This is a genomic window from Pseudomonas sp. H11T01 (assembly GCF_048515765.1).
Lineage (GTDB): Bacteria > Pseudomonadota > Gammaproteobacteria > Pseudomonadales > Pseudomonadaceae > Aquipseudomonas.
The window spans coordinates 1-22,215 of record NZ_JBLYED010000024.1; the positions used below are offsets into that span (position 1 = coordinate 1).

20 protein-coding genes and 1 pseudogene are annotated in these 22,215 nt (G+C 55.3%); 12 read left to right on the forward strand and 9 right to left on the reverse strand.

Translation table 11 applies throughout. The annotated features are described in order from the left end of the window. Window positions 1–152: 152 nt before the first annotated feature. The 3 genes from fdhA to ACN1C3_RS25710 all read right to left on the reverse strand — a co-directional run bounded on the left by fdhA (window position 153) and on the right by ACN1C3_RS25710 (window position 3,420). Window positions 153–1,352: a formaldehyde dehydrogenase, glutathione-independent gene (gene fdhA / locus ACN1C3_RS25700; protein ID WP_419118553.1), complete on the reverse strand. Its 1,200-nt coding sequence runs from the start codon at window positions 1,350–1,352 to the stop codon at window positions 153–155. 532 nt (window positions 1,353–1,884) lie between these two features. Then, a complete protein-coding gene (locus ACN1C3_RS25705) occupies window positions 1,885–2,640 on the reverse strand; it encodes an SDR family NAD(P)-dependent oxidoreductase (RefSeq protein ID WP_419118554.1) in 756 nt (251 codons plus the stop codon). Between the two features lie 12 nt (window positions 2,641–2,652). Further along, window positions 2,653–3,420, reverse strand: a complete 768-nt coding sequence (locus ACN1C3_RS25710; RefSeq protein WP_419118555.1) for an SDR family NAD(P)-dependent oxidoreductase — start codon at window positions 3,418–3,420, stop codon at window positions 2,653–2,655. Window positions 3,421–4,023: 603 nt separating this feature from the next. On the opposite strand from ACN1C3_RS25710, the gene ACN1C3_RS25715 reads away from it, so the two are divergent. The 4 genes from ACN1C3_RS25715 (at window position 4,024) to ACN1C3_RS25730 (ending at window position 7,233) form a co-directional block, all read left to right on the forward strand. Further along, window positions 4,024–5,076 (forward strand): alcohol dehydrogenase family protein, encoded by a 1,053-nt coding sequence (locus ACN1C3_RS25715; protein WP_419118556.1) that lies wholly within the window; start codon window positions 4,024–4,026, stop codon window positions 5,074–5,076. A 126-nt stretch (window positions 5,077–5,202) separates the two neighbouring features. Then, the gene (locus ACN1C3_RS25720) at window positions 5,203–5,529 is read left to right on the forward strand and encodes an enolase C-terminal domain-like protein (RefSeq protein ID WP_419118622.1); all 327 of its coding nucleotides are present in this window, start codon (window positions 5,203–5,205) and stop codon (window positions 5,527–5,529) included. Between the two features lie 230 nt (window positions 5,530–5,759). Continuing rightward, window positions 5,760–6,467 carry a TetR/AcrR family transcriptional regulator gene (locus ACN1C3_RS25725; RefSeq protein ID WP_419118557.1) on the forward strand — a complete coding sequence of 236 codons (708 nt, stop codon included), beginning with the start codon at window positions 5,760–5,762 and terminating at the stop codon, window positions 6,465–6,467. Next, window positions 6,457–7,233, forward strand: coding sequence for a pyrroline-5-carboxylate reductase family protein (locus ACN1C3_RS25730; protein WP_419118558.1), 777 nt, complete (start codon window positions 6,457–6,459; stop codon window positions 7,231–7,233). Before ACN1C3_RS25725 ends, ACN1C3_RS25730 begins: the two co-directional genes overlap by 11 nt. 69 nt (window positions 7,234–7,302) lie before the next feature. Here ACN1C3_RS25730 and ACN1C3_RS25735 read toward each other — a convergent pair whose 3' ends face one another. From ACN1C3_RS25735 to ACN1C3_RS25745, 3 genes are all read right to left on the reverse strand, one after another. Beyond that, the gene (locus tag ACN1C3_RS25735) at window positions 7,303–7,686 is read right to left on the reverse strand and encodes a VOC family protein (protein WP_419118559.1); all 384 of its coding nucleotides are present in this window, start codon (window positions 7,684–7,686) and stop codon (window positions 7,303–7,305) included. Between the two features lie 63 nt (window positions 7,687–7,749). Beyond that, on the reverse strand, window positions 7,750–8,874 hold the full coding sequence (locus ACN1C3_RS25740; protein WP_419118560.1) for an S-(hydroxymethyl)glutathione dehydrogenase/class III alcohol dehydrogenase: 1,125 nt from the start codon (window positions 8,872–8,874) through the stop codon (window positions 7,750–7,752). Between the two features lie 55 nt (window positions 8,875–8,929). Beyond that, window positions 8,930–10,966 carry an FAD-dependent oxidoreductase gene (locus ACN1C3_RS25745; protein WP_419118623.1) on the reverse strand — a complete coding sequence of 679 codons (2,037 nt, stop codon included), beginning with the start codon at window positions 10,964–10,966 and terminating at the stop codon, window positions 8,930–8,932. Between the two features lie 192 nt (window positions 10,967–11,158). Between ACN1C3_RS25745 and ACN1C3_RS25750 the strand changes: the two genes are divergently transcribed. Both ACN1C3_RS25750 and ACN1C3_RS25755 read left to right on the forward strand, forming a co-directional pair. After that, entirely contained in the window at window positions 11,159–12,139 is a 981-nt protein-coding gene (locus ACN1C3_RS25750) for an isopenicillin N synthase family dioxygenase (protein ID WP_419118561.1), read from the forward strand. A gap of 25 nt (window positions 12,140–12,164) precedes the next feature. Next, window positions 12,165–13,076 (forward strand): 2-hydroxyacid dehydrogenase, encoded by a 912-nt coding sequence (locus ACN1C3_RS25755; protein ID WP_419118562.1) that lies wholly within the window; start codon window positions 12,165–12,167, stop codon window positions 13,074–13,076. A gap of 206 nt (window positions 13,077–13,282) precedes the next feature. Here ACN1C3_RS25755 and ACN1C3_RS25760 read toward each other — a convergent pair whose 3' ends face one another. Then, window positions 13,283–14,161 (reverse strand): LysR substrate-binding domain-containing protein, encoded by an 879-nt coding sequence (locus ACN1C3_RS25760; RefSeq protein WP_419118563.1) that lies wholly within the window; start codon window positions 14,159–14,161, stop codon window positions 13,283–13,285. 206 nt (window positions 14,162–14,367) lie between these two features. Between ACN1C3_RS25760 and ACN1C3_RS25765 the strand changes: the two genes are divergently transcribed. The 6 genes from ACN1C3_RS25765 (at window position 14,368) to ACN1C3_RS25790 (ending at window position 20,718) form a co-directional block, all read left to right on the forward strand. Continuing rightward, window positions 14,368–14,793 (forward strand): VOC family protein, encoded by a 426-nt coding sequence (locus ACN1C3_RS25765; protein ID WP_046054868.1) that lies wholly within the window; start codon window positions 14,368–14,370, stop codon window positions 14,791–14,793. A gap of 113 nt (window positions 14,794–14,906) precedes the next feature. Continuing rightward, window positions 14,907–16,166: a cation:dicarboxylate symporter family transporter gene (locus ACN1C3_RS25770; RefSeq protein WP_419118564.1), complete on the forward strand. Its 1,260-nt coding sequence runs from the start codon at window positions 14,907–14,909 to the stop codon at window positions 16,164–16,166. A 184-nt stretch (window positions 16,167–16,350) separates the two neighbouring features. After that, the gene (gene ggt, locus ACN1C3_RS25775) at window positions 16,351–18,096 is read left to right on the forward strand and encodes a gamma-glutamyltransferase (protein ID WP_419118565.1); all 1,746 of its coding nucleotides are present in this window, start codon (window positions 16,351–16,353) and stop codon (window positions 18,094–18,096) included. 692 nt (window positions 18,097–18,788) lie between these two features. After that, window positions 18,789–19,319, forward strand: coding sequence for a DMT family transporter (locus tag ACN1C3_RS25780; RefSeq protein ID WP_419118566.1), 531 nt, complete (start codon window positions 18,789–18,791; stop codon window positions 19,317–19,319). A gap of 188 nt (window positions 19,320–19,507) precedes the next feature. After that, window positions 19,508–20,227: a hypothetical protein gene (locus tag ACN1C3_RS25785; protein WP_419118567.1), complete on the forward strand. Its 720-nt coding sequence runs from the start codon at window positions 19,508–19,510 to the stop codon at window positions 20,225–20,227. A gap of 68 nt (window positions 20,228–20,295) precedes the next feature. Next, on the forward strand, window positions 20,296–20,718 hold the full coding sequence (locus ACN1C3_RS25790; RefSeq protein WP_419118568.1) for a VOC family protein: 423 nt from the start codon (window positions 20,296–20,298) through the stop codon (window positions 20,716–20,718). A gap of 8 nt (window positions 20,719–20,726) precedes the next feature. On the opposite strand, the gene ACN1C3_RS25795 is transcribed toward ACN1C3_RS25790, so the two are convergent. Together ACN1C3_RS25795 and ACN1C3_RS25800 are read right to left on the reverse strand one after the other, a co-directional pair. Continuing rightward, window positions 20,727–21,632: a LysR family transcriptional regulator gene (locus tag ACN1C3_RS25795; protein WP_419118624.1), complete on the reverse strand. Its 906-nt coding sequence runs from the start codon at window positions 21,630–21,632 to the stop codon at window positions 20,727–20,729. Between the two features lie 291 nt (window positions 21,633–21,923). Then, window positions 21,924–22,165 (reverse strand): annotated as a pseudogene (locus ACN1C3_RS25800) (hypothetical protein); the annotation flags it as partial. Window positions 22,166–22,215: the final 50 nt, after the last annotated feature.

Consider the following 22,215-nt stretch of genomic DNA (forward strand, 5'->3'; position numbering starts at 1 on the left):
TCAATTGATGGCATTGATGGGCTGAAAGGCCCTTTTTTCCTGAGCACCTCAGAAAAACAAATGCCCCGACAAGTCGGGGCATTTGTTTTTTGGCCTTGGCCGGCTGTGTTTTCACACAGTCTGTCAAAGCTGCCCTTTTTCCAACCTGCTCCTTAGGCGGCGCTAAACAGTTTGTGCGGATCCATGACGAATTTCTTCGGCACCCCGGCATCGAACTCGTGGTAACCGCGCGGCGCGTCGTCCAGGCTGATCACCTGCACGCCGACGACCTCGGCAATGTTGATCCGGTCCCACATGATCGCCTGCATCAGCTGACGGTTGTACTTCATCGTCGGGGTCTGGCCGGTGTGGAAGCTGTGGGACTTGGCCCAGCCGAGGCCGAAACGGATGTTCAGGCTGCCATGCTTGGCGGCTTTGTTGACCGCGCCCGGGTCTTCGGTGACATACAGACCGGGGATCCCGATATTGCCGGCGACCCGCACCACGCCCATCAGCGCGTTGAGCACGTCGGCCGGGGCCTCGTGCTGCGCGCCGTCATGGCCGTGGCCACGGGCTTCGAAGCCGACCGCATCGACCGCACAATCGACTTCCGGCTCACCGAGCAAGTCGGCGATTTGCTCGTGCAGCGGAGTGTCCTTGGTCAGGTCGGCGATCTCGAAGCCTTGGGCCTTGGCATGCGCCAGACGCAGCGGATTGACGTCGCCGACTATCACCACCGCCGCACCAAGCAGACGGGCGGAGGCGGCAGCAGCCAGTCCGACCGGACCGGCACCGGCGATATACACCGTGCTGCCAGGGCCGACACCGGCGGTCACCGCGCCGTGGTAGCCGGTCGGCAGGATATCGGAGAGGCAGGTCAGGTCGCGGATTTTCTCCATGGCCTTGTCGCGGTCGGGCAGCTTCAGCAGGTTGAAGTCGGCATACGGCACCAGTACGTATTCGGCCTGGCCGCCAACCCAGTCGCCCATGTCCACATAGCCATAGGCACCGCCGGGGCGCGCCGGGTTGACCGTCAGGCAGACGCCGGTGTGCTGTTCCTTGCAACTGCGACAACGGCCGCAGGCGACGTTGAACGGCACCGAGACCAGGTCACCGATCTGCAAGTTTTCCACGTCACGGCCCTTCTCGATCACCTCACCAGTAATCTCATGGCCAAGCACCAGCCCGACCTGGGCCGTGGTCCGACCACGCACCATATGCTGGTCGGAGCCGCAGATATTGGTCGAAACCACGCGCAGGATCACGCCATGGTCAATGCGCTTGCCGCGCGGGTCTTCCATTTTCGGATAGGGGATGGTCTGCACCTCGACCTTGCCTGCGCCGAGATACACGACACCACGATTACCAGACATGTTTCACCTCACTGTTGTTGTGAGAACACGGCCCTTGTACTGCGAAGGGGCGTGCAGATTGGTTGGAAGTCACCTTCCAACCACGCGTGATTAGCAATCATCGTATCGATCCTACGCCTGGTATCAGCACTCTGCGAGGGCATTTAGCACCCAATCACCACCAGTTTCAGGACTCTCAACCGCCAGCCTTGCTGGAGTGGGCAGAAGCCATTGGCCCGGCAACTCACCTCTACGTACAACGCAATTTGGATGAACGACGAGACTTTGCGACAGGGCTCAGGGCTGTGATCGCGCTGAAGCGTGATTGTACCGGGGCGCCTTCACCAGCGTCGCCGACCTGAAAGCGGCTGTCCGCCAATTTATCGAGGCTCACAACGAGCACTGGGCAGCCTGGGCATGAGGTTGATTGTCACAGGCAACAGCGCTCGCATCCATGATCGGGTGGAGGAGTTACGTGGGGGATGCATAACAGGCCTCACCTGAGTCCGGAGGTAGGTGACTGCTCCCTCCGTCGCAGGTAAGGCTGATTCGATCAAAACGGCAGTGGCAGTTTCGCCGTGCGCCCCCCATCCACCACCAGCACCTGCCCGGTGATGAAGGCCGATGACTCCGAGGCCAGGAAAACGACTGTCCCGCCAACATCCGCCGGCAATCCGGTACGTCCGACCGGGTGAAGGCGCAGGAGTGCCTGGCGCGCCGCACGCGGATCAGCTTGAGCGGCGAGGTACGCATCACTCAACTCGGAATTGATCCACCCTGGAGCAATGGCATTGCAGCGGATGCCGTCCCGGCCGAGATCGACTGCCAAGGCTCGGGTCAGCCCATGGATACCGGCCTTGGAGGCACAGTACGCGGCATGTTCAGGGTTGGCGCCTATCCCTTCGATCGACCCGATGTTGATGATGCTGCCACCGCCTCGCTGACGCATCTGGGGCACTAACGCCTTGCACAAGAACGCTGGCGCCCGCAGATTGACAGCCATCATGCGATCCCAGTCCTGTTCGGTCATATCATCAATGGATTTCTCGAACATGAACCCGGCGTTGTTAACCAATACATCGATTCCGCCAAGTTGCTCCTGGGCAAACTGTGCAATCAAACCGGGTGACTCCATCGAGGCGAGATCAGCCTCGACGAAATAGACTTGAGGGTTATCTCGCAAGTCGTCGTCCAGTACCTGGCGCTGAGCGATCAACACGCAAGCTCCCGCCTCAAGCAATTGTTCGGTGATGCCTCGGCCAATCCCTCTGCCGCCCCCGGTCACCACTACATTTTTACCTTTGAGCATCGCTACTTCTCCTTAGCCGGATACCGGCTTGGCGCCTGTGACTTCTACCGTTTCGCCGGCGATGTACCTGGCCTCGTCGGATGCCAGAAATGCGATGACATCCGCAATGTCTTCAGGCTCGGCGATACGGCCTAATGGCACGCTCTTGTTCAGTTCTTGCACGGCTTTGTCCGGATCCAAGCCGCGACGTTCAAAGCCGCTGCGTATCATCGGGGTATTGATTTCGTGCGGGCACACGGCGTTGACACGGATGCCTAAAGGGGCGCAATCGCGGCCCAGATTCTTGGTTAAAGCCGCGACGGCCCCTTTGCTTGTGCAATACGCCACGTGGGCGGGGCCTGGATAAATTCCCCAGACAGATGATGTGTTGACGATTGCGGCACCCGGGCGATTTTTCATGTGCGGTATCGCGGCACGGCAGATGAAGAACACTGCATTCAGGTTTACGCCCATGGCGTCAAACCACATGTCGTCAGTGGTTTCCTCAATCGTGCCTCGGGGAATGATGCCCGCATTGTTCAACACGATATCGATCCCCGAAAAAATATCGACGGTAGTTTGGACAATCGCTTCGCAATATTCTTTTCGGCGTAAATCGCCTGCCACGTAGTGCACTTCGGCGCCCAAGTCACGAACTTTTGCCGAGATTGATTTGCAACCGGCCTCGTCAAGATCAGACAAAACAAGCTTTGCGCCTTCTCGGGCGAACAATAACGCTAACGCCTGTCCGACACCGCCGGCAGCGCCGGTAATGACCACCACTTTATTATTGAATTTCATAGGGCAACCTACCTGGTAGTTTTTTGGCGGAGCCATTATTTAATTTCAACGGACCGCAGCGTCTAGCAACTTTTTTACTGGACCAAAGATAACGTGGCGTTATCAAAAAATTCTGAATCGCGCTTTTGGAGTCACGCTCGGGCCGGTCGGCGTGGGGCAAAATGTAGTTTCGCCACCAGCCCGAACTTGTGAAAACATTGATCATTTGAATAGCGAGCAGTACGACGGAACGCCAGCCGATCATAACGTGAAGTCATCATTTATGTATCTAAAATATCATTATGGTCAGGGGGTGCCAGCTGCTAAGGTTTTCTATAAGCGGGAAGCGACAAGCTTGCAGTTTGCAAGCCTCATTATTTTTACTGGTAACACTTAAGGCGTTGAATGCCCAGAGTTTAAGCGCCTAATGAATAAGAAAAAACAAACACCAGTGAAACTTTTTCGTTTGCGCGTGCAGCAAACAATCTATTGGCAAATCCGCCGACAAATAAAAATCGAAGACAGGTTGCATAACCCTCAAACGACTAGGAGAGCCGAATCATTTTTACATTACCCAAGACCATGCACGCTGTGCTTCTGAAGGGGCATGGGGGTACTGAGCAATTGGAATATCGCACCGATGTACCAGTGCCTCGCCCTGGTGCCGGCGAAGTCTTGATAAAAGTTGGCGCTGCTGGAGTCAATAACACCGACATCAACACGCGTATTGGTTGGTACTCCAAACAAATAACCAGTGATACAAATTCGGGCGGTGCTTCCGGCTTCGCTAAGATCGACACTGAGGACGCATCCTGGTCTGGTGTGCCGCTTAAGTTTCCGCTGATCCAGGGCGCCGATTGCTGCGGACGTATTGTTGCGGTTGGCCAAGGGGTGGACGATTCTCGAATCGGACAGCGGGTACTGGTACGCAACATGCTGCGAGCACCGGTTGAGAATCGGCCGTTCGAGTGCTGGACTTACGGATCGGACTGCAATGGGGCTTTTGCGCAGTTTACAGTTGCACCGGCAGCGGACACTTGGCCGGTGAACAGTGATTGGAGCGACATCGAGTTAGCTTCTATTCCATGTGCCTATTCAACCGCCGAACTTTTACTCCAGCGTGCAGCCGTCAATGGTGCTGACAAAGTGCTGATCACCGGTGCAAGCGGCGGTGTAGGATCGGCTGCGGTCCAGTTGGCGAAATGCCGTGGCGCCGAAGTGATTGCAATTACCAGCGCAAGCAAGGCGGATCAAATTCTGTCTCTGGGCGCCGATCGCGTTATTTATCGAGACGCAAACCTGGTTGAGGCGCTTGGTGAAAACAGCGTCTCCGTGGTGCTGGATCTGGTGGGTGGGAAAGATTGGCCCGCGCTGTTGCAAGTGCTCAAGCGGGGTGGTCGTTACGCTGTTTCGGGAGCTATCGCTGGCCCAATCGTCGAACTGGATCTAAGAACGCTTTACTTGAAAGACCTCACATTTCATGGCTGCACTTTCCAGGAGGATGCCGTTTTCGATGAGTTGGTCAGTCATATTGAACACGGTCGTATCCGTCCCTTTGTTAGCAACAGTTATCCACTGTCCGACATTGCCAAGGCACAGAATGACTTCATAGAAAAACGTTATGCGGGAAAACTGGTATTGGTGCCACCACAGGAGAGTGTTTGTGAAGATCATTGAAATTGAAGTGTATCAAGTCGATCTGCCCTATGCTGGCGGCGTTTATAAGCTGTCAGGCGGCCGTACTTCCAGCGAACCAATGTGCCGCTGATCATGGACGAGCTGGCGACGGATGAAGCTTCGGTGATGCAACTGATCAGCGAGAAGGCTGCAGACGGTATTGGCTTGAAAGTCTCCAAACATGGCGGCCTGACCAGAGCCCGACGTCTGCGCGACATGTGCATGACCTCCGGCTTGACGATGAGCGTCCAAGAGACCGCTGGCTCACAGGTAGCGTTCGCTGCGCTGACTCACCTCGGGCAATCTATCCTACACCGAAATCTGCGCTGCGTGCTTGATACGCGCGATATGTACGATCACGGCGCACGTCGACATTCCCGTGGTGGATGGCCGTATCCGTGCCCCGCAGACCCCAGGATTGGGCCTCACGATCAATCGGGACGTTATCGGTGAACCCGTAGCGGTATATCGCTGAGTTGATCTCCAGCAGCGCGGCGCATGAAGTACTTCGTGCGCCGCGTTTTTTTGTGTGTAATCCACGTTTTTTTGACCAGTGAATTGATTCGGGTCCATTGATTTGGCGAACGAGCGTCTCGAAAATGTACGCCTATGTACATGCCGTGTACGCCACAGATCTTGGGGTGTACAGTGGAGAAGAATTCTCAAATTAAAGGTGCACCCGAATGTCGCAGACAGGAAGGGCGAAAACCAAAGCGCAGGACGCGGGCTGGCGAGGCTCCGTCGATGGTTGGCTGGACGCCGCCTACGATGCTCTTAAAGAGTCGGGTGTGGATGCTGTGCGGGTGATGCCGCTGGCCAAACGCTTGAATTTGTCTCGTACCAGCTTCTATTGGTTCTATGAAGATCGGGAACAGCTGCTCGCGGCGCTCCTCGCTCGATGGCGGGACAAGAACACCGGCGGTATGGTCAGCCAATGTGAGAGTTACGCAGAAAGTATTTCCGAAGCGATTCTCAACGTCTTCGAATGCTGGGTGAACCCTGAGCTTTTCGACTCGCAATTCGAATTTGCCGTGCGCAGTTGGGCGCTGCAATCGGACGAGGTCAAAGCTGAAATCGCGCTGGCCGATGAGGCACGGATGAATGCCTTGGCCGCGATGTTCCGACGGTTTGGCTACGACGGCGAGGGGGCCGATGTTCGGGCCAGGACGATCTACCTCACGCAGATCGGCTACATCTCCATGAAAACCAATGAAGATATCGTCGTACGATTTCGACGGATTCCTCAGTACGTGAGCGTGTTCACCGGCAAAGTACCGAAGCGGCGGGAGCTGGACCGCTTTTATGGAAAGTTCGGTTACGCGGAAAAAGAGCCTGGCATTTTCGTTCCCTTGGTCGACACATTCGAGGAGCCCACTGCCGATGGAGAATAGAACTCTGGGCATCATCGGAGGCACCGGCTGGCTCGGGCGCGCAATCGCCGAGGCGGTGCTCGATAGCGGGTTCATCGGGCCTGACCGTTTGTTGATCTCGAACCGTTCCGGCGTCGGTACCTTCGAGCCAGGCGTGAGGCTGCTGGCCGACAACCAGCAGTTGGTGGACCTCAGCGATATTGTCGTGCTGTCCATCCGGCCGGAGCAGTTTCGTGAACTGCAGATCAACGCCCGCGGCAAGCTGGTGATTTCCTTGATGGCTGGAGTTCCGGCGGTAGCCATCTGCGCGGCCACCGGTGCGGATGTCGTGGTGCGGGCCATGCCGAATGCGGCCGTGGAAATCAGGCAGTCGTTCACGCCTTGGTACAGTGTCGGAAACCTTCCAGAGCGCGACCGCAAGTGGGTGCAGCGACTGTTCGAGTGTGTAGGTTCGGCGGACGAAGTGCCTGATGAAGACTGTATTGATTACCTCAGCGCGTTATCCGGGACTGGGCCGGCCTTCCCGGCAATGTTGCAAATGGCTCTGACTAATCAGGCGGTGGCTGCGGGAATTCCCCTTGCCATCGCGCAGCGCGCTGCACAAGGCGTAGTGGTGGGGGGCAGTCAGATGCTTGCCAGTCGCGATCCGCAGCAAATGATTGAGTCGTTGATGGCTTACCGTGGCGTGACGGCAGCAGCGCTGCAGTCGATGGCCGATCAAAACATCGAGTCCATTGTGGGGCTGGCAGTGAATGCAGGCGCTGAGGTTGCGCGGCGGGGAATGTAGCCAGGGCAGGGTATAACAGTGAAGGCCCGCTGAAGGGCCTCCACTGCAGAAGGCGTCAGACGGTTGCGATTATTCGGCCTTGAAGCAATAGACAGCCAGTTTGTTGCCATCAAGGTCCCGAGCGTAAGCGGCATAGGCATTTTCAGCCCAGTTACGCGAACCCGGTTGGCCTTCACAGGTGCCACCGGCGGCGAGAGCGGTTTCGTGGAATGCATGTACCGCAGCGCGATTTGGCGCTTCGAAGCTGACAGTCACGCCATTGCCAACGTTGGCAGGATTGCCATTGGCGGGTTTGAGCACGAAGAACGACGGTTTATCCACGCCCCAAATGGAGCCGGATTCATCAAGGTCGGCAACTCGGTTGAGACCAATTGCTTTGAGAACACCATCATAGAAGGTCCGTGCTTTGGCAAGGTCATTGGTACCGACAGTGACATGGGTAAAAACAGACATGTTGATTTCCTTTGGGTTGTGATGCGGGTGTGAGCGCTGGCCGATATCACGGCAGTGCCTTGGTCAGAAATGAATGACAGTGCGAATGCTTTGCCCGGCATGCATCAATTCGAAAGCCTTGTTGATGTCCTCAAGGCCAAGGTTATGAGTGATGAAGGTTTCAAGCGGAATTTCGCCGGTGCTCGCTTTCTCGACGTAGCTGGGAAGCTCCGTGCGGCCCTTGACCCCGCCAAACGCGCTGCCGCGCCAGACGCGCCCGGTCACCAGCTGGAAAGGGCGGGTGCTGATTTCCTGGCCCGCACCGGCGACACCGATGATGATCGATTCACCCCAGCCCTTGTGGCAGCACTCCAGAGCAGCTCGCATCAATTTGACGTTGCCGACACATTCAAACGAATAGTCCACGCCACCGTCGGTGAGTTCGACAATCACATCCTGAATGGGCTTGTCATAGTCCATGGGATTTATGAAGTCGGTCGCGCCGAGCGATAGGGCGACATCGCGCTTGGCCGGGTTGATATCAATGGCGATGACTCGCCCGGCGTTGGCCATTTTCGCGCCGATGATGGCCGCCAGCCCGATCCCGCCGAGCCCGAATATCGCAACGCTTGCCCCAGCCTCGACCTTGGCAGTATTGAGTACGGCACCAATGCCTGTGGTCACGCCACAGCCCAGCAGGCAAACCTGCTCTAGAGGCGCATCCTTGGGGATTTTGGCCAGGGAGATCTCCGGCAGTACCGTGTACTCGGAGAAGGTCGAGCAGCCCATGTAGTGGAACACCGGCTGGCCCTGAAAGGAGAAACGGGATGTTCCGTCAGGCATCAGGCCTTTGCCCTGTGTCGCTCTGACTGCCTGGCACAGGTTGGTCTTGCCCGATAGACAGAATTTGCATTGCCGGCACTCGGCCGTGTACAGCGGAATCACATGGTCGCCGACCGACAATGACGTCACGCCTTCGCCGATCGACTCGACGATCCCGCCGCCCTCATGACCCAGCACGGCAGGAAAGATCCCCTCGGGATCATCGCCCGAGAGGGTAAAAGCATCCGTGTGGCAGACACCGGTTGCCACGATTCGTACCCGTACTTCACCAGCCTTGGGCGGTGCGACATCGATGTCCACCAGCTGTAACGGCTGTCCTGGGCCGAAAGCGACTGCCGCCTTCGATTTAATGGTCACTGCTGACATGGTTTCCCTCTTGTTCATGGCGAGCCTGCGTTCCAACAAGAATGGAGGTTCGGATTCAGATTTCTTTCACCAGGCGCAAAGCGTCGTAGATGGCCGCATGGGTGTTGCGAGCAGACACAGCGTCGCCGATCCGGAACAGCTGGAAGCGTCCTTCGGGATTGGTGACGATGTTCTGTGCCGTGCCGGCGATCAGGTCATGCTGCTCTACCGCGCCGCCATTGGTGGAGAGAGGACGCAGGTCGAAGTACAAGTCGTCCAGGGGAAGGGTGCCGTGGTTGACGACCACCTGATCGACCACGCGCTGCTTGTGAACCTGTCCGTAATCGCTGCCAAAGGTTGCAACGAGCCCGCCATCACGTTTTTCCACTGTATCAACCCGGTAGGTCACGGTGAAGGTGACGTCTAGGTCCTGCAGGCTGCGCATGTAGGGCACCAGGTTCATAGCCATGACTTCAGGTGCAAACGAGCGGTCAGGGGTGACAATTTCGACTCTCGCACCGCTTTGCGCGATGACCTCGGCAGCCTGCAGGGCAGCATGATCCCCCGCATCGTCGAAGATCAGTACGTTGCGACCGGGCTTGATGTCGCCGGAAATGATGTCCCAGGTTGAAATCACGAGTTCGTTGCCCACGCGGAGTACCTCGGTATCCGGCAGGCCGCCGGTCGCAACGATAACCACGTCTGGCTCGAAGGCTTGCACAGTGTCGGCTTCGGCCCAGGTATTGAAGTGAAACTTCACCCCCAGCCGTTCGCATTGCGCCATTCGCCAATCAATGATGCTGATCATCTCGCGACGACGCTCGCTCAGCGCAGTCAGACGAATTTGCCCACCCGGTTGGTCAGCCGCCTCAAGCACCGTCACGTCATGGCCGCGTTCACCGGCGACCCGCGCTGCTTCCAGCCCAGCAGGGCCGGTACCGACCACCAGCACCTTGCGCTTGACGGTGGCTTTGGGAATGTCATGAGGCATGGTGGTTTCCCGACCCGTCGCTGCGTTGTGGATGCAGTAGGCCGCGCCGCCCTGGTAGATGCGATCCAGGCAATAGTTGGCGCCCACGCACGGGCGAATGTCTTCTTCGCGCTTCTCGATGATTTTGCGCACGATGTGCGGATCGGTCATGTGCGCGCGGGTCATGCCCACCATGTCCACTTTGCCCGAGGCGATCGCGTAGCGCGCGGTGGCCACGTCGGGAATCTTCGCAGCGTGGAAGGTCGGAAAGCCTGTCGACGAGCGGATCTCGCCAGCGAAGTCGAGATGGGGCGAGTTGCGCATACCCTGAATGGGGATGACATCAGTCAGGCCGGCATCCGTATCGATGTGACCGCGCACGACGTTCAGGAAGTCGACCAGTCCGCTGTCCTTGAGCATGTGAGAAACCTGCATGCCCTCACTGGCAGTGAAGCCACCGGGCAATTCTTCATCACCGGTGTAGCGAACTCCCAGCAGAAAATCTTCGCCGACCCGCTGGCGGATGCCACGCAGGATGTCGAAGGTAAAGCGCATGCGGTTTTCCAGCGAGCCGCCGTAAGGGCCGTCGAGGTCATTGGTCAACGGCGACCAGAACTGGTCCATCAAGTGCCCGTAAGCCTGCAGCTCCAGGCCATCGAGACCTGCCGCCTTCATGCGCTCCGCGGCGTCTACATAGTCCTTGATGATCCGCTCGATGTCCCATTCTTCCATTTTCTTCGGGAAGGAGCGGTGCGACGCCTCGCGGCGGTGTGACGGCGACACCACTGGTAACCAGTCGGCCTTGTCCCAGCGGGTGCGACGGCCCAGGTGAGTCAACTGGATCATCACTGCCGCGCCATGTTCATGGCATTCATCGGTCAGGTCCTTCAACCATCCGACTACTTCGTCCTTGTAGGCGAGCACATTGTTGAACACCGGCGGGCTGTCTCGGGATACGGCAGCGGAACCGGCAGTCATGGTCAGGGCGACGCCGGCTTTGGCGCGCTCCACGTGGTAGGCGCGATAGAGATCCTTGGGCATGCCGTCCACAGGGTAGGCCGGCTCATGGGAGGTGGTCATGATCCGGTTTCTGAGGGTCAGATTCTTGATTTTATAGGGTTGCAGCAAGGGATCGCTGGACATCGTGGTGCGCTCCAAAGTGGGCTTCATCAGGCTCGGTGACTTAAAATTAGGATAAATGTACACCTGTGTCAACTGTCGATGACACAGGTGTACATTTTGCTTGCGTGCCAAAAAATCCAGGATTAACATCCGCCCAAACAAGGACGAATGTGGCTCGTCCGCGTCTGTCATCCATTTAGAAAGGAGAGAAGCGTGACTGAGTTATTTGATATTCGTTTGGCCAGCAAACAAACGGCCTTCACCGAAATCCCGGTCATAGATATTTCGCCACTCATAAACGGCGAAAATCCGCTGCGGGTGGCAAGCCAGATAGGCGAAGCGTGCGAAAAAGTGGGGTTTTTTTATATAAAAAACCATGGCGTTTCGCAGCAACTGATAGATGAGATGTACAGGCTCACCAAACTTTTTTTCAAACTTTCATCCGAGGAGAAGAACACACTTAACATCGTGAACTCCGGGCTTACGCTACGTGGTTACATCCCGATGTATGCGGAAAACGTAGATCCTGCTAATACGCGCGACTTCAAAGAGTGCTTTGATTACGGCGCCCATTACGATGAGGTTTCTCCGTTTTTTGGCCCTAATCAAATGCCGTCCGGACTGCCGCAATTCGAAACGGTTGCCGAGGATTATCATTCAGCTGTATTGACGCTCGCGAGAACGCTCATCGGCGGCATCGCGCTGAGTCTGGATTTGCCGCAACATTATTTTGAACAACGCCAACGCAAGCCCATCACTATTCAGCGAGTTTTGCGTTATCCGCCTCAGATAGGAAAGGTCTCCCTGGAAGAGATTGGTATTGGTGCTCACACGGATTACGGCTTCCTGACAGTCCTGTCTCAAGACACAGTTGGCGGTTTACAAGTAAAGAACCGTGCAGGGGAGTGGGTTACTGCCCCACCCGTTGAAGGCACTTTTATCGTCAACATTGGTGATCTAGTTCAAACCCTCACCAACGATCGCTACACCTCGACAATGCATCGCGTCATAAATACTAGCGGTCTAGAGCGCTATTCAATACCTTTCTTTATTGATTTGGATTTCGATGCGGTTGTTGAACCTGTGCCAACTTGCGTGAGTGAGGCTCTACCCGCGAAGTACGAAGCGTACACTTGTGGTCAACACAAATTTAAGCGTTTCGTAGAGAGCTATGCGCATCTTAAAGGCGAATAGGGAGTTTTCAATGTGCATCCTATACATGGCCGACCCAGCCGATGCGCAGAAATGGCGAGATTGCCTGTCAACGCTCGCCCCTGAACTAGAGTTCCGCCAATGGCCTGATATCGGTAACCCGGCAGAGGTGCACTACATCCTGGCTTGGGAGCCTCTTGCCGACGTTGCGGAGCAGTTTGGTAATCTTCGACTCCTCTACGCTGCCGGGGCTGGAGTCGACCAGTTTGATCTGACCCGTTTGCCTGCTCACGTGTCGCTAATACGTCTGGTAGATAGCTCGATGGCTGACATCATGGCCGAGTATGTTTTGTTTGGTGTTCTTGTCTTGCATCGAGACATCCTCGCTTACCAAGAAGATCAGCGCAGTGGTCGCTGGCAACCTCGACCAATCGTGCACGCTTCACAGCGGCGTGTTGGTGTCATGGGGGTTGGCAATCTCGGACGCGCCGCGCTTGATCGCCTTCAGCCATTGGGATTTCAGCTCAGTGGCTGGAATCGTTCTTTGAAGGAGGTGCCAGGTGGCCACTGTTACGTCGGCCCGGACGAACTGGAGGCGTTTTTAGGGCAGTGCGACATCCTTGTGAACATGTTGCCACTGACTCCCGAAACAGAAGGGATACTCAATGCTGCGAGGCTCGATTGCCTCCCTCATGGAGCTGGACTGATTAACGTGGGACGTGGCGCCCACGTTGTAGAAACAGCTCTGCTTTCTGCGTTGGATGAAGGCCGTCTGGGAGGTGCCGTACTGGATGTTTTGGCACAAGAGCCTCCCACTCAAGACAACCCACTCTGGAAACACCCTCGAGTGCTCCTGACTCCTCATGTTGCAAGCGATGTGCAGATTGAAGGTGGTGTGGCGGTGATAGTTGAGAATCTTCGAAGAGAGCGTGAGGGAATGCCTCTCTTGAATGTGGTTGATCGGTCTAAAGGCTATTAGATTGCGCATTGAAGGGGCGTTGGCTTAACGCAGCCTCACATGAATACTGACTAAGGACAGCTCGCTTTGATGAATGAACGCGATGTGCGTAGCGAGTCACGCTTGATCACCGATTTCAGCCTGATCGGTGTCAAGTCCTGGCTGACCAAGTGATTTTGGTTTAAGTACAAAAGGGCCCAGCGAGGGCCCTTTTTGCTGTCCGGGTATTATTCAGAACCGGTCTTAACTTGCTCACTAATAAGTTGGGCCAGTATCCGCACCGGTTCGGTAAAGCTCTGTCGAGACCTGTGTACGAGCCCGATATCACGGTGGAAGGTGTGCTGTCCGAGATCGAGCGCTCGTACACCTACGGGCCATTCCTGATGGGTTGCTGTCTGCGGCACCAGCGCAACACCAACGCCATTTTCCACTAGCTTGATGATCGCCTCTAGTTCATCCAGCTCGCAAACCTCACGCAAGGTGAAATGCATTTGTCGCAGGAAACGATCCACCTGCCTACCCCCGAATGATGATCGGTCATACCGAATGAACGGTTGGCTCGAAAGGAGTACTGACCAATCTTCTCCTGGCACGTCGCGCGGAACGATCAGACGGTAGGGTTCGAGCGCTAGGGTCGTCCAACGCAGATCGCTTTGAAGCGAGAAGGGCGGGCGAATGATTGCCGCCATATCGATCTCACCGGCATCCACGAGATTGACCAACTCCATCGATAGCCCTGGGATTACTCGGGTTCGGCATTGCGGGCATTGTTGGTGAAACTTGGCTAGTGCGTCTGGAAGATAGGAGCGCTGTACGGAAGCGATAGCACCGATGTTCACCAGAACGCTCGCAGGAAGTCCGATCGTGGTGGAGCCCAGATTGTCGTAAAGCCGAAGCAGCTCTTGCGCTTGCAGGAGTATTTGATGGCCCATCCTGTTTAGGTGGGCTGAGCGTCCCTTCCTGTCGAATATCTCAAAGCCGAGCTCGGCCTCTAGACGCTGAATCTGGGCGCTCACCGCTGCTTGGGTGAGGCCGATTTTATTCCCGGCAGCGGCAAACGTACCTTCCCGTGCAACGGCGATGAGTGTTTTGAGTTCTTTAATCATTCACAAATATTAATTGTGTTTCTGAGAAAATTATATTGATTTTTTTACTTGGTTGGCCGCCCTACGATGTGCCTATCCCCCGGCAACTGCCCGAGCCTATAAGCCGATGTCGGTGGGACGGCGGAGCTTGAAGCGTCTCGAAAAACCAACGGCCAGCATTCATACGCTCCGTCCTTTACCAACAAAAAAACTGTATTGGAGTTCTGATGAGCCTCTCGCCTTTCCACCTCGCAATCCCCGTTTACAACCTCGCTGGCGCACGCACCTTTTATGGTGAAGTATTTGGGCTGGAAGAAGGTCGTTCCAGCAACCAGTGGGTCGACTTCAACTTTTATGGCCACCAACTGGTTATTCACGAACACCCAAAAACCGCTTCCCAGGAAAGCGTCCATAGCAACCCGGTAGACGGCCACGACGTACCCGTTCCGCACTTCGGCATCATCCTGGGCTGGGAAGAATGGGAGGCGCTGGCCGAGCGCTTGAAGTCTTTCGGCACGGAGTTTGTGATCGAACCCTACATTCGTTTCAAAGGGCAGGTCGGCGAGCAAGCCACCATGTTCTTGTTCGACCCGTGCGGTAACGCCCTTGAATTCAAGGCGTTCAAGGATATGAGCCAGCTCTTCGCAAAATAAAAAAAGTGTTGGCACAACAGCGTTGTGCCATTTGAACTCAAGTGAGCTGGAAGCTCATGACTCTAGCAACTGCCAGTTAACGCAGTCCTTTCATTCCAACAAGAAGGCTAGACATGAAACGTATTCCCTTGGTGTGGCAAATCATTGCCGGGCTGTTGCTTGGCGTGCTCGTCGGTTGGTATTTCAATACCCATCCGCAGTATCAATCTTGGGTCAGTGCAGAAATTCTGAAACCGCTTGGCGATATCTTCATCAAGATGATGAAGATGGTCGTTGTACCGATCGTGTTCTGTTGCATGATCCTGGGCATTGCGGGAGGCGGCGATAACAAGTCATTTGGCCGTATGGGCATAAAGTCGCTTGGGTATTTTTTTGCGATCACCGGCCTGGCGATTGTGATGGGTCTTTGTTTCGCGAATATCTTCGAGCCTGGCACAGGCACTGATATTTCCGGTATTACGCATAGCGCTGCGTCCATCACGATGGAACCTTCGAAGGGCGCTCTCGTGATTGTGCAGAACATCGTCCCGGACAACGTCTTTGTGGCAATGTCCGAAGCCAAGCTGCTGTCGGTGCTGTTCTTCGCCGTGTTGTTCGGCACGGCATTGAACTCGCTTCCCAAGGAGAAGAGCGCGCCAGTGGTCGCTATGGTTCAGGGTATTTCGGATGCGATGTTCAAAGTCGTCTCAATCGTCATGGCTTACGCTCCGATAGGTGTATTTGGCATGATCGGCGCGACTGTTGCGACCTTTGGCTTTGCCTCGCTATTGCCCTTGCTCAAGTTGATTGGTGTGGTCTACCTGGCACTGATTGTCTTTGCGTTGGTGGTTCTCGGCGGAATTTGCTATCTGATCGGCGAGAACATTTTCAAGCTGATCAAGTATTTCCGAAATGAGCTGATCCTTGCGTTCTCGAGTGCCGCATCGGCAGCGGTTATGCCGCAGTTGATGAGCAAATTGGAGAGCTATGGCGTTCCGCGCCGCATCGTCAGTTTTGTAGTGCCGGTGGGTTACGCATTCAATCTGGATGGCGCGTCGATTTTCCTTGGGGTGGCTACGATTTTTGTCGCTCAACTCTATGGGATCGACCTGTCGCTTTCTCAGCAGATTCTGCTCGTGGTCACGATGGTGCTGACTTCCAAAGGTGCTGCCGGTGTACCTGGATTTGCCATCATTATTTTGTCTGCGACGTTGGCGTCAGCCGGTCTTCCATTGGAAGGGGTAGCACTTATCGCGGGGATCTTCAGGATTATCGATAGCGGAACAACCACGCTGAACGTGTTGGGTAATGCGATTGCACCATTGGTTATCGCCAAATGGGAAAAGGCAGCCCTTGAGCCTTCGAGAGCCGAGCGAGTAGCACAGAAAGCGTAGCTGCCCATGAGGAGCCATCGGCCATCAAAGCTTTTGGCTCTTCTAGTTTTCGTGGTTCAACAATAAATGTTTATGTCTGTTCTCTTTGCCGGGCTTTGAGTTGTGCAGTTGTATTTTTTTCTTAATTGTATCGATTCAGATTTCCGCGTTTTGCTGCCGATTATTAATAAAAATAAGGTGCTTTATGTGCAAAGAATCCTTTATCGATTCACACCCTAAATTTGCTTTGTTCTATGCGTTTTTACTCGCCTGCATCCTAATAGTGGGAAATGCTCAGGCCGCTTCAGGCAACACTATTCAAACGCTCCAGTTGACCCATTCTGCGGTGGCAGTGCCTGATCGTTATGCGGCCGAAACCGCCGAAGCCATCTTCGCCAAAGGTGGTAATGCCATCGATGCGGCGGTGGCCATTGCATTCACGCTAGCCGTTACCTATCCGGAAGCGGGGAACATTGGCGGTGGTGGGTTCATGACGATCTATCACGAGGGTAAACCTTACTTTCTTGACTACCGCGAGCGGGCACCGCTCAAGGCGACCAGGGACATGTTCGTCAACGGCACAGGCCAAGTGATCCCTGCTGATAGCACCCAAAGCAGCGTGCTTGGCTACAAAGCCGTGGGCGTACCAGGTACGGTCGCCGGCCTGTGGGAAGCCCATCTGCGTCTTGGCAAACTCAGCTGGCAGGCGCTGGTCGAACCGGCAATTCGCTATGCAGATGCAGGCTTTCGAGTTGATGAAATGCTAGCCGGTTTGGCGGCAACGGAAAACCAACAGCGATTCGCGGGAAAAACCAATTTCTCTAAGCATTTTGGTACGTTGCAGTCGGGCATGATCTTTAAGCAGCCTGAACTGGCAGCGGTATTGAAGCGAATCGCGAAGCACGGCGCTGCAGGTTTCTATTCCGGCAAGACAGCCGAACTGATCGTCGCTGATATGACAGAGCATGGCGGACTTATCAGCGAAGCCGACCTGCGGAACTACAAGGCAATTTGGCGAGAGCCGATACAGGCAAACTGGAATGGCTTTCAAGTGGTGACCGCGCCACCGCCCAGTTCCGGCGGGATCGCTCTGGTTCAGCTATTGAAGATGAAAGAGGCGCGAAATACGGATTTTAGTGGCGTGCCGCTGAACTCGCCCGAGTACATTCATCTGGTCGCAGAAATCGAAAAGCGAGTGTTTGCTGACCGAGCTCACTACCTGGGCGACCCTGATTTCTACAAGGTTCCGGTAGGACAGTTGCTGGATCAGAATTACCTACTGCGGCGCGCAGCGGAAGTGAGTGTTTCGGCACCCTCAGACACCAGCAAAGTAGCCGCAGGTTTGAACATTACGTTCCCGGAAAAACCGGAAACGACTCATTTTTCGATCGTCGACAAATGGGGAAACGCGGTATCGAACACCTACACATTGAACGGCTTCTTCGGATCCGGCGTGGTCGCCAGTAAAACCGGAATACTGCTCAACGATGAGATGGATGACTTCTCTGCTCTTGCCGGAGTGCCCAATCAGATGGGGGTTGTCGGTAATGACACCAATGCGATTGAGCCCGGAAAGAGACCACTTTCCTCGATGTCTCCGACCATATTCCTGAAGGACGGGAAGGTCGCGTTGGTCATCGGCACGCCGGGAGGCCCTAGAATTTTTACGTCGATCTTTCAGGTGGTGAGCAATATCTATGACTTCAAATTGCCGCTAAAGGATGCAGTTAGCGCGATGCGTTTTCATCATCAATTGCTGCCGGCAAATACCATTTTCTGGGAGCCTTACTTACCGATCACCGGGCAATTGGCCGAGGATCTCGAGGGCAAAGGCTACAACCTGGTCAATCAGGGCTTCAATGGTGATATTCAGGCGATCAAGGTGGATGGCGGTATCCCGGAGCCGGTGACAGACCCAAGGGGGAGGGGAGTAACAATGCTTGTGAAATAGCCTGTCAATGCAAACAAATAGCGACCGGAGCTTCGTGGCTCCAGTCGCTTTTTTGCGCAGCTATCACCGTCTGATAACAGGGGTCGACTAGAGACGAGGTCACCCTGTTGGCGCCGACGCCGAATCGACCCAGTTGCCGAGATGTCACTGACCCAGTCTAGTTCCTTGCGCACCGTTGACTGTGCTGGATTTTTACCAATTTTGAGGTGGGTCAATCTTGCGTAGGCACGTGGGTCAATTCGGCATCGATGCTAACAAGTACGTCGTCTCCGTACTGTTCCACCAAGGCTTGCAGCACTGTCCATTACGCGGAGTGCCGTATTGCGAGCGATGGAAGGAATGGAGCATGGTTGAGGCGGCTTCGCGATGACTGTATATGGATACAGTTCCCTATTGGACTTGCCGCTTCAAAGCTAGGTGATCATTCCTAGGCGAATCGCAGGCAGAACGCTCGCCTTGGCTTTCGATCAGCCGAGTAGCGCAGGCATGTCTCTCGGCAGCTAGGCATTCTCTGGCCGTGACCGGCAGAAACCGGCAGAAATCGGCCATAGCGGTCTCCCGCAACCGCCTAGACGCATAAAGGAAATATCATTCATTAGGCGAATATGGCGTGTGTGAATTGTCGATTTCCATTCAAAGTATATATACCTCAATATTTTTCCATCGACACCGAAACATAAGAGGTTACGGTCATGTTTGGGAAAATATCGATTCTTGCAACTGTTCCAATGGGCCTGGCTCTGATTGCCGGCGCCTTGATTCCTCTACAAGCCTCCAGCAACGGCGCTCTTGGCCGTGAACTTGGACATCCACTCTGGGCCGCCCTTACTTCGCTGATCGTCAGCTCAGCTGTTCTGATCGCCACCATCATGGTTCTTCGCATACCGCAGCCAAACATTGTGGGAGCGCTGCAGGGGCCTTGGTGGCTCTGGATAGGCGGATTCAGCGGGGCCATTTATGTCGCAATGGCCACCTTCCTGCCCCCAAAGCTTGGCGTTTCGAACTACATCTTGTTCGTGATGGTGGGCCAGGTCATAGCCGCAATGCTAATCGATCACTTTGGCCTCCTCGGCCTGACCGCGAAGCCAATCAACTTGGTTCGGGTTGTAGGGGTGCTGATCATCTTCTTCGGATTGATCGTGGTTCAAGTGGGCTCGAACAAAGCGCCCGCTAATTCCGGAAAGTTGATTCAGACCGCAACGGTCAACGCGAACCTCAAATAAACCAGAGCCTCCCTTTCGGTTGGTTGTCGCTCCTAGTAGCCAGCCCTTTTTATTCAGGTCGACCCTCTAGTCGAACCAACGCACGCGGCTTGCGTGCAAACAGCCGAGAAATCTTTCTCGACTGGCATGAGGTGCATATGAACGGTAGTTCAGCACTATATTTTCGTGAAAAGATCGGAGTGTTATTTATGAATATCGTGAAACTGCAATTCAGTGATGGCCGTCCGAACGCTGTTGGCCTTGAAGAAGTAAACGCCGTGCTTCGGAGCGTAGGTGTTCGTGCAAGCACCGTGAGCATTCCGGATGCAGCCAAACCCATTTTGAAAGCATCGCAGTCCCGCACTGTCACCGAGGCCGAGCAAGAAGACCTGATCAAGCTCTTCAGCCTGAACCGGGCAGAGTTGCTTGAGCAGATCGAACTGGCTGGTCGTGTGCCCGAGTCACCACGTGGCGGCCTTCTTTCCACCCGTCAGCCTGGCGTTGCCCCCTATCCCAAGGTCTACGACATGCTGGCCATCCCTGACGAACACCGTGCCGGCGTTCTGGAGACCTTCGGTCGCTTCCACGTCAACATGGCTGAGAACGGCGTGGGGATCGATGAGGTGATGACCGTCGTGTCGGGCGGGTCGTTCACCTGGATGTTCGTGCTGCCCGAAGGAGTTGTAGTACGGCTCACCGTTGGCCCAGCCAGTGAGGAAACAGCGATTCGCTTGAGTTATCCAGGCATGGGCATTCACGCCGGATACATGGATGCGAAACAGGGCTTGATCGTGGCATATGCTCACGGCCCCGAAGAGTTCGTAGTCCACTACGACGAGCCTACTGCGCCCCATGCGGATCTGTTGAACACCAATCCTTGGGTGGATTTCTCCGGCGGCATGCCCAACCTATTCGACAAAATCCACTAAGCCTTCCGTTCACGTACCTCCATACCCTTGAGGAGTGGAGGTTCGTTTTCACTTCAGGAGTCGATCAAATGTCTATTTTCAGAGTCCAGCACATCGACCACGTTGTCCTGCGAGTGGAGGACATGGAGCGGAGTGTCGATTTCTATACCCAGGTTCTTGGGTGCGCGATCAAAAAGCGCAACGAACAATACGGCATGATCCACCTCGGTGCAGGAAGCTCAATGATAGATTTGGTGGATATCAATGGCCCCTTGGGTGCCATGGGCGGCGGGGCTCCAGGGAAAGAACGACGTAATGTCGATCATTTCTGCCTTCGAGTCGAACCCTTCGATGAGCAGGCGATCCTTGCCCACTTGCAAGCTTTTGGCATCGTTGCTGATAAGGCGGTGACTAGGTACGGGGCCGAAGGCGTTGGCCTATCGATTTACTGCTTCGATCCTGACGGTAATCAGGTTGAGCTCAAAGGCCCCGCTGAGTCGGGAGCTGCTTAAGCCAAGATTCAGGTGCTCTGGCTGCACTTCAAGATTGCATCCCTGATCCACCTGTTGGCAGGGTCTGCGTCTTTACGGGCATGCCATGCTTGTTGATAGGACAGGACGGGAAGATCTAGCGGAGCATCGAACGTTCGGAGCGTTGGATATCTATCGAGACCACTGACGGCCCAGCTCGCAACGGTCAGGATAAGGTCTGTGCCGGCAATGAGCTCGATTGCGGCGCTCCAATGGGGAAGTGCCACAGCGATTCTTCGACGCAGTCCCATGCTTGCCAGCACTCTTTCGATCTCGTCATTCGCATCAGGCCGAAGGGCAAGCATCACATGCGGGCGCTCCAGCCATTCCTCTAGCGTCAGGCAGCCACATTCCGGTAGGGCGCTTTCGTCGGCGAGGCTGACAAAATGCTCCGGGAAAAGCTCCTGCACATGGATGCCATCCGGATACTCCGGAAAGATACCAAGCGCCACATCGAGCTCACCATCAGCTAATTGGGCCATCATGGTTTCACGACTCGCTTGGCTGACAGCCAGATCCACTCCAGGCGCTACATTGCGAACATGCCGTACCAAGCTAGGCAGTACCCGGCGAGTGGCATAGTCGGACAGCGATAGCCGGAACCGTGCTTGAGAGCTGCTGGGGTCGAAGTCAGAAGCCCCCAGCAAGTCATTGAGGTGCCTTAACGCCTGTTCAAGAGGCCCTAGCAAGCTTTGAGCTCTGGCGGTGAGCGCCAATTGCCCGTCGCGGCGGATCAGCAACTGATCGTCAAAGTGCGCTCGAAGTTGAGCCAGGGCATGGCTGACAGCTGGCTGGCTTTTATGCAGCCGAACCGATGCCCGAGTCACGTGCCGCTCCAACAACAATGCATGGAGGGTCAGCAATAGATTTAGGTCGATTCTTCGTAGCTCTTCCAGCATTGGCTCGAATCTAGGTGGAGTGTCAGGGAAGCGTACCAAACTGTCTTGAGCCATGACAGATCAGCCCACTCAGCAGCACAGGGGCTGAGCCAAAAAGCTGAAAAATGCTAGCAGAGATAATCTTTTTGTAAATCAGCATGTTATGACACACTAACTATTATGGTCATTCAGATAGATCGGTCTGAAGGGCAATACTGTTACTCGCTACACGAGACTGCGGACAGATCCAGCGGGCCAGGAAGCATTCATATCTCCCGACCTTTGGACTGCCATCCGGCGACTGTGGGTGCCATCGTTCCACCAAGCATGGAGTCGCTCTCCGAGTGTACCTTTGCAGCTTGAACACGCGTCTTGGTCGCTTTTAGCTGCTCAGGTTCGCCCGAGGCTTTCGCTGTCTTCACCCCATATCGCGCTGCCGTGAGATCGTTGACCAACCGCTGCCGCACATCCTCACTGAGCGATGGGTTGGTGCAACGCCACAGCGGCTCTTTGACTACAAAGTATCGACCGTCAGGAGTCATTGGGTTCATCTCTGCAATTCCATGGTGCTTGAGTGCGGCGCACCCAAGCTCGTCATGTC

Excerpts from the sequence above, each read along its gene's own strand:
- ACN1C3_RS25790 (WP_419118568.1), top strand. The coding sequence starts at position 20,296 with ATGTCTATTTTCAGAGTCCAGCACATCGACCACGTTGTCCTGCGAGTG.
- ACN1C3_RS25770 (WP_419118564.1), top strand. The coding sequence starts at position 14,907 with ATGAAACGTATTCCCTTGGTGTGGCAAATCATTGCCGGGCTGTTGCTT.
- ACN1C3_RS25705 (WP_419118554.1), bottom strand. The coding sequence starts at position 2,640 with ATGCTCAAAGGTAAAAATGTAGTGGTGACCGGGGGCGGCAGAGGGATT.
- ACN1C3_RS25730 (WP_419118558.1), top strand. The coding sequence starts at position 6,457 with ATGGAGAATAGAACTCTGGGCATCATCGGAGGCACCGGCTGGCTCGGG.
- fdhA (WP_419118553.1), bottom strand. The coding sequence starts at position 1,352 with ATGTCTGGTAATCGTGGTGTCGTGTATCTCGGCGCAGGCAAGGTCGAG.
- ACN1C3_RS25755 (WP_419118562.1), top strand. The coding sequence starts at position 12,165 with ATGGCCGACCCAGCCGATGCGCAGAAATGGCGAGATTGCCTGTCAACG.
- ACN1C3_RS25720 (WP_419118622.1), top strand. The coding sequence starts at position 5,203 with ATGCAACTGATCAGCGAGAAGGCTGCAGACGGTATTGGCTTGAAAGTC.
- ACN1C3_RS25780 (WP_419118566.1), top strand. The coding sequence starts at position 18,789 with ATGTTTGGGAAAATATCGATTCTTGCAACTGTTCCAATGGGCCTGGCT.
- ACN1C3_RS25710 (WP_419118555.1), bottom strand. The coding sequence starts at position 3,420 with ATGAAATTCAATAATAAAGTGGTGGTCATTACCGGCGCTGCCGGCGGT.
- ggt (WP_419118565.1), top strand. The coding sequence starts at position 16,351 with ATGTGCAAAGAATCCTTTATCGATTCACACCCTAAATTTGCTTTGTTC.
- ACN1C3_RS25735 (WP_419118559.1), bottom strand. The coding sequence starts at position 7,686 with ATGTCTGTTTTTACCCATGTCACTGTCGGTACCAATGACCTTGCCAAA.
- ACN1C3_RS25760 (WP_419118563.1), bottom strand. The coding sequence starts at position 14,161 with ATGATTAAAGAACTCAAAACACTCATCGCCGTTGCACGGGAAGGTACG.
- ACN1C3_RS25740 (WP_419118560.1), bottom strand. The coding sequence starts at position 8,874 with ATGTCAGCAGTGACCATTAAATCGAAGGCGGCAGTCGCTTTCGGCCCA.
- ACN1C3_RS25765 (WP_046054868.1), top strand. The coding sequence starts at position 14,368 with ATGAGCCTCTCGCCTTTCCACCTCGCAATCCCCGTTTACAACCTCGCT.
- ACN1C3_RS25785 (WP_419118567.1), top strand. The coding sequence starts at position 19,508 with ATGAATATCGTGAAACTGCAATTCAGTGATGGCCGTCCGAACGCTGTT.
- ACN1C3_RS25745 (WP_419118623.1), bottom strand. The coding sequence starts at position 10,966 with ATGTCCAGCGATCCCTTGCTGCAACCCTATAAAATCAAGAATCTGACC.
- ACN1C3_RS25725 (WP_419118557.1), top strand. The coding sequence starts at position 5,760 with ATGTCGCAGACAGGAAGGGCGAAAACCAAAGCGCAGGACGCGGGCTGG.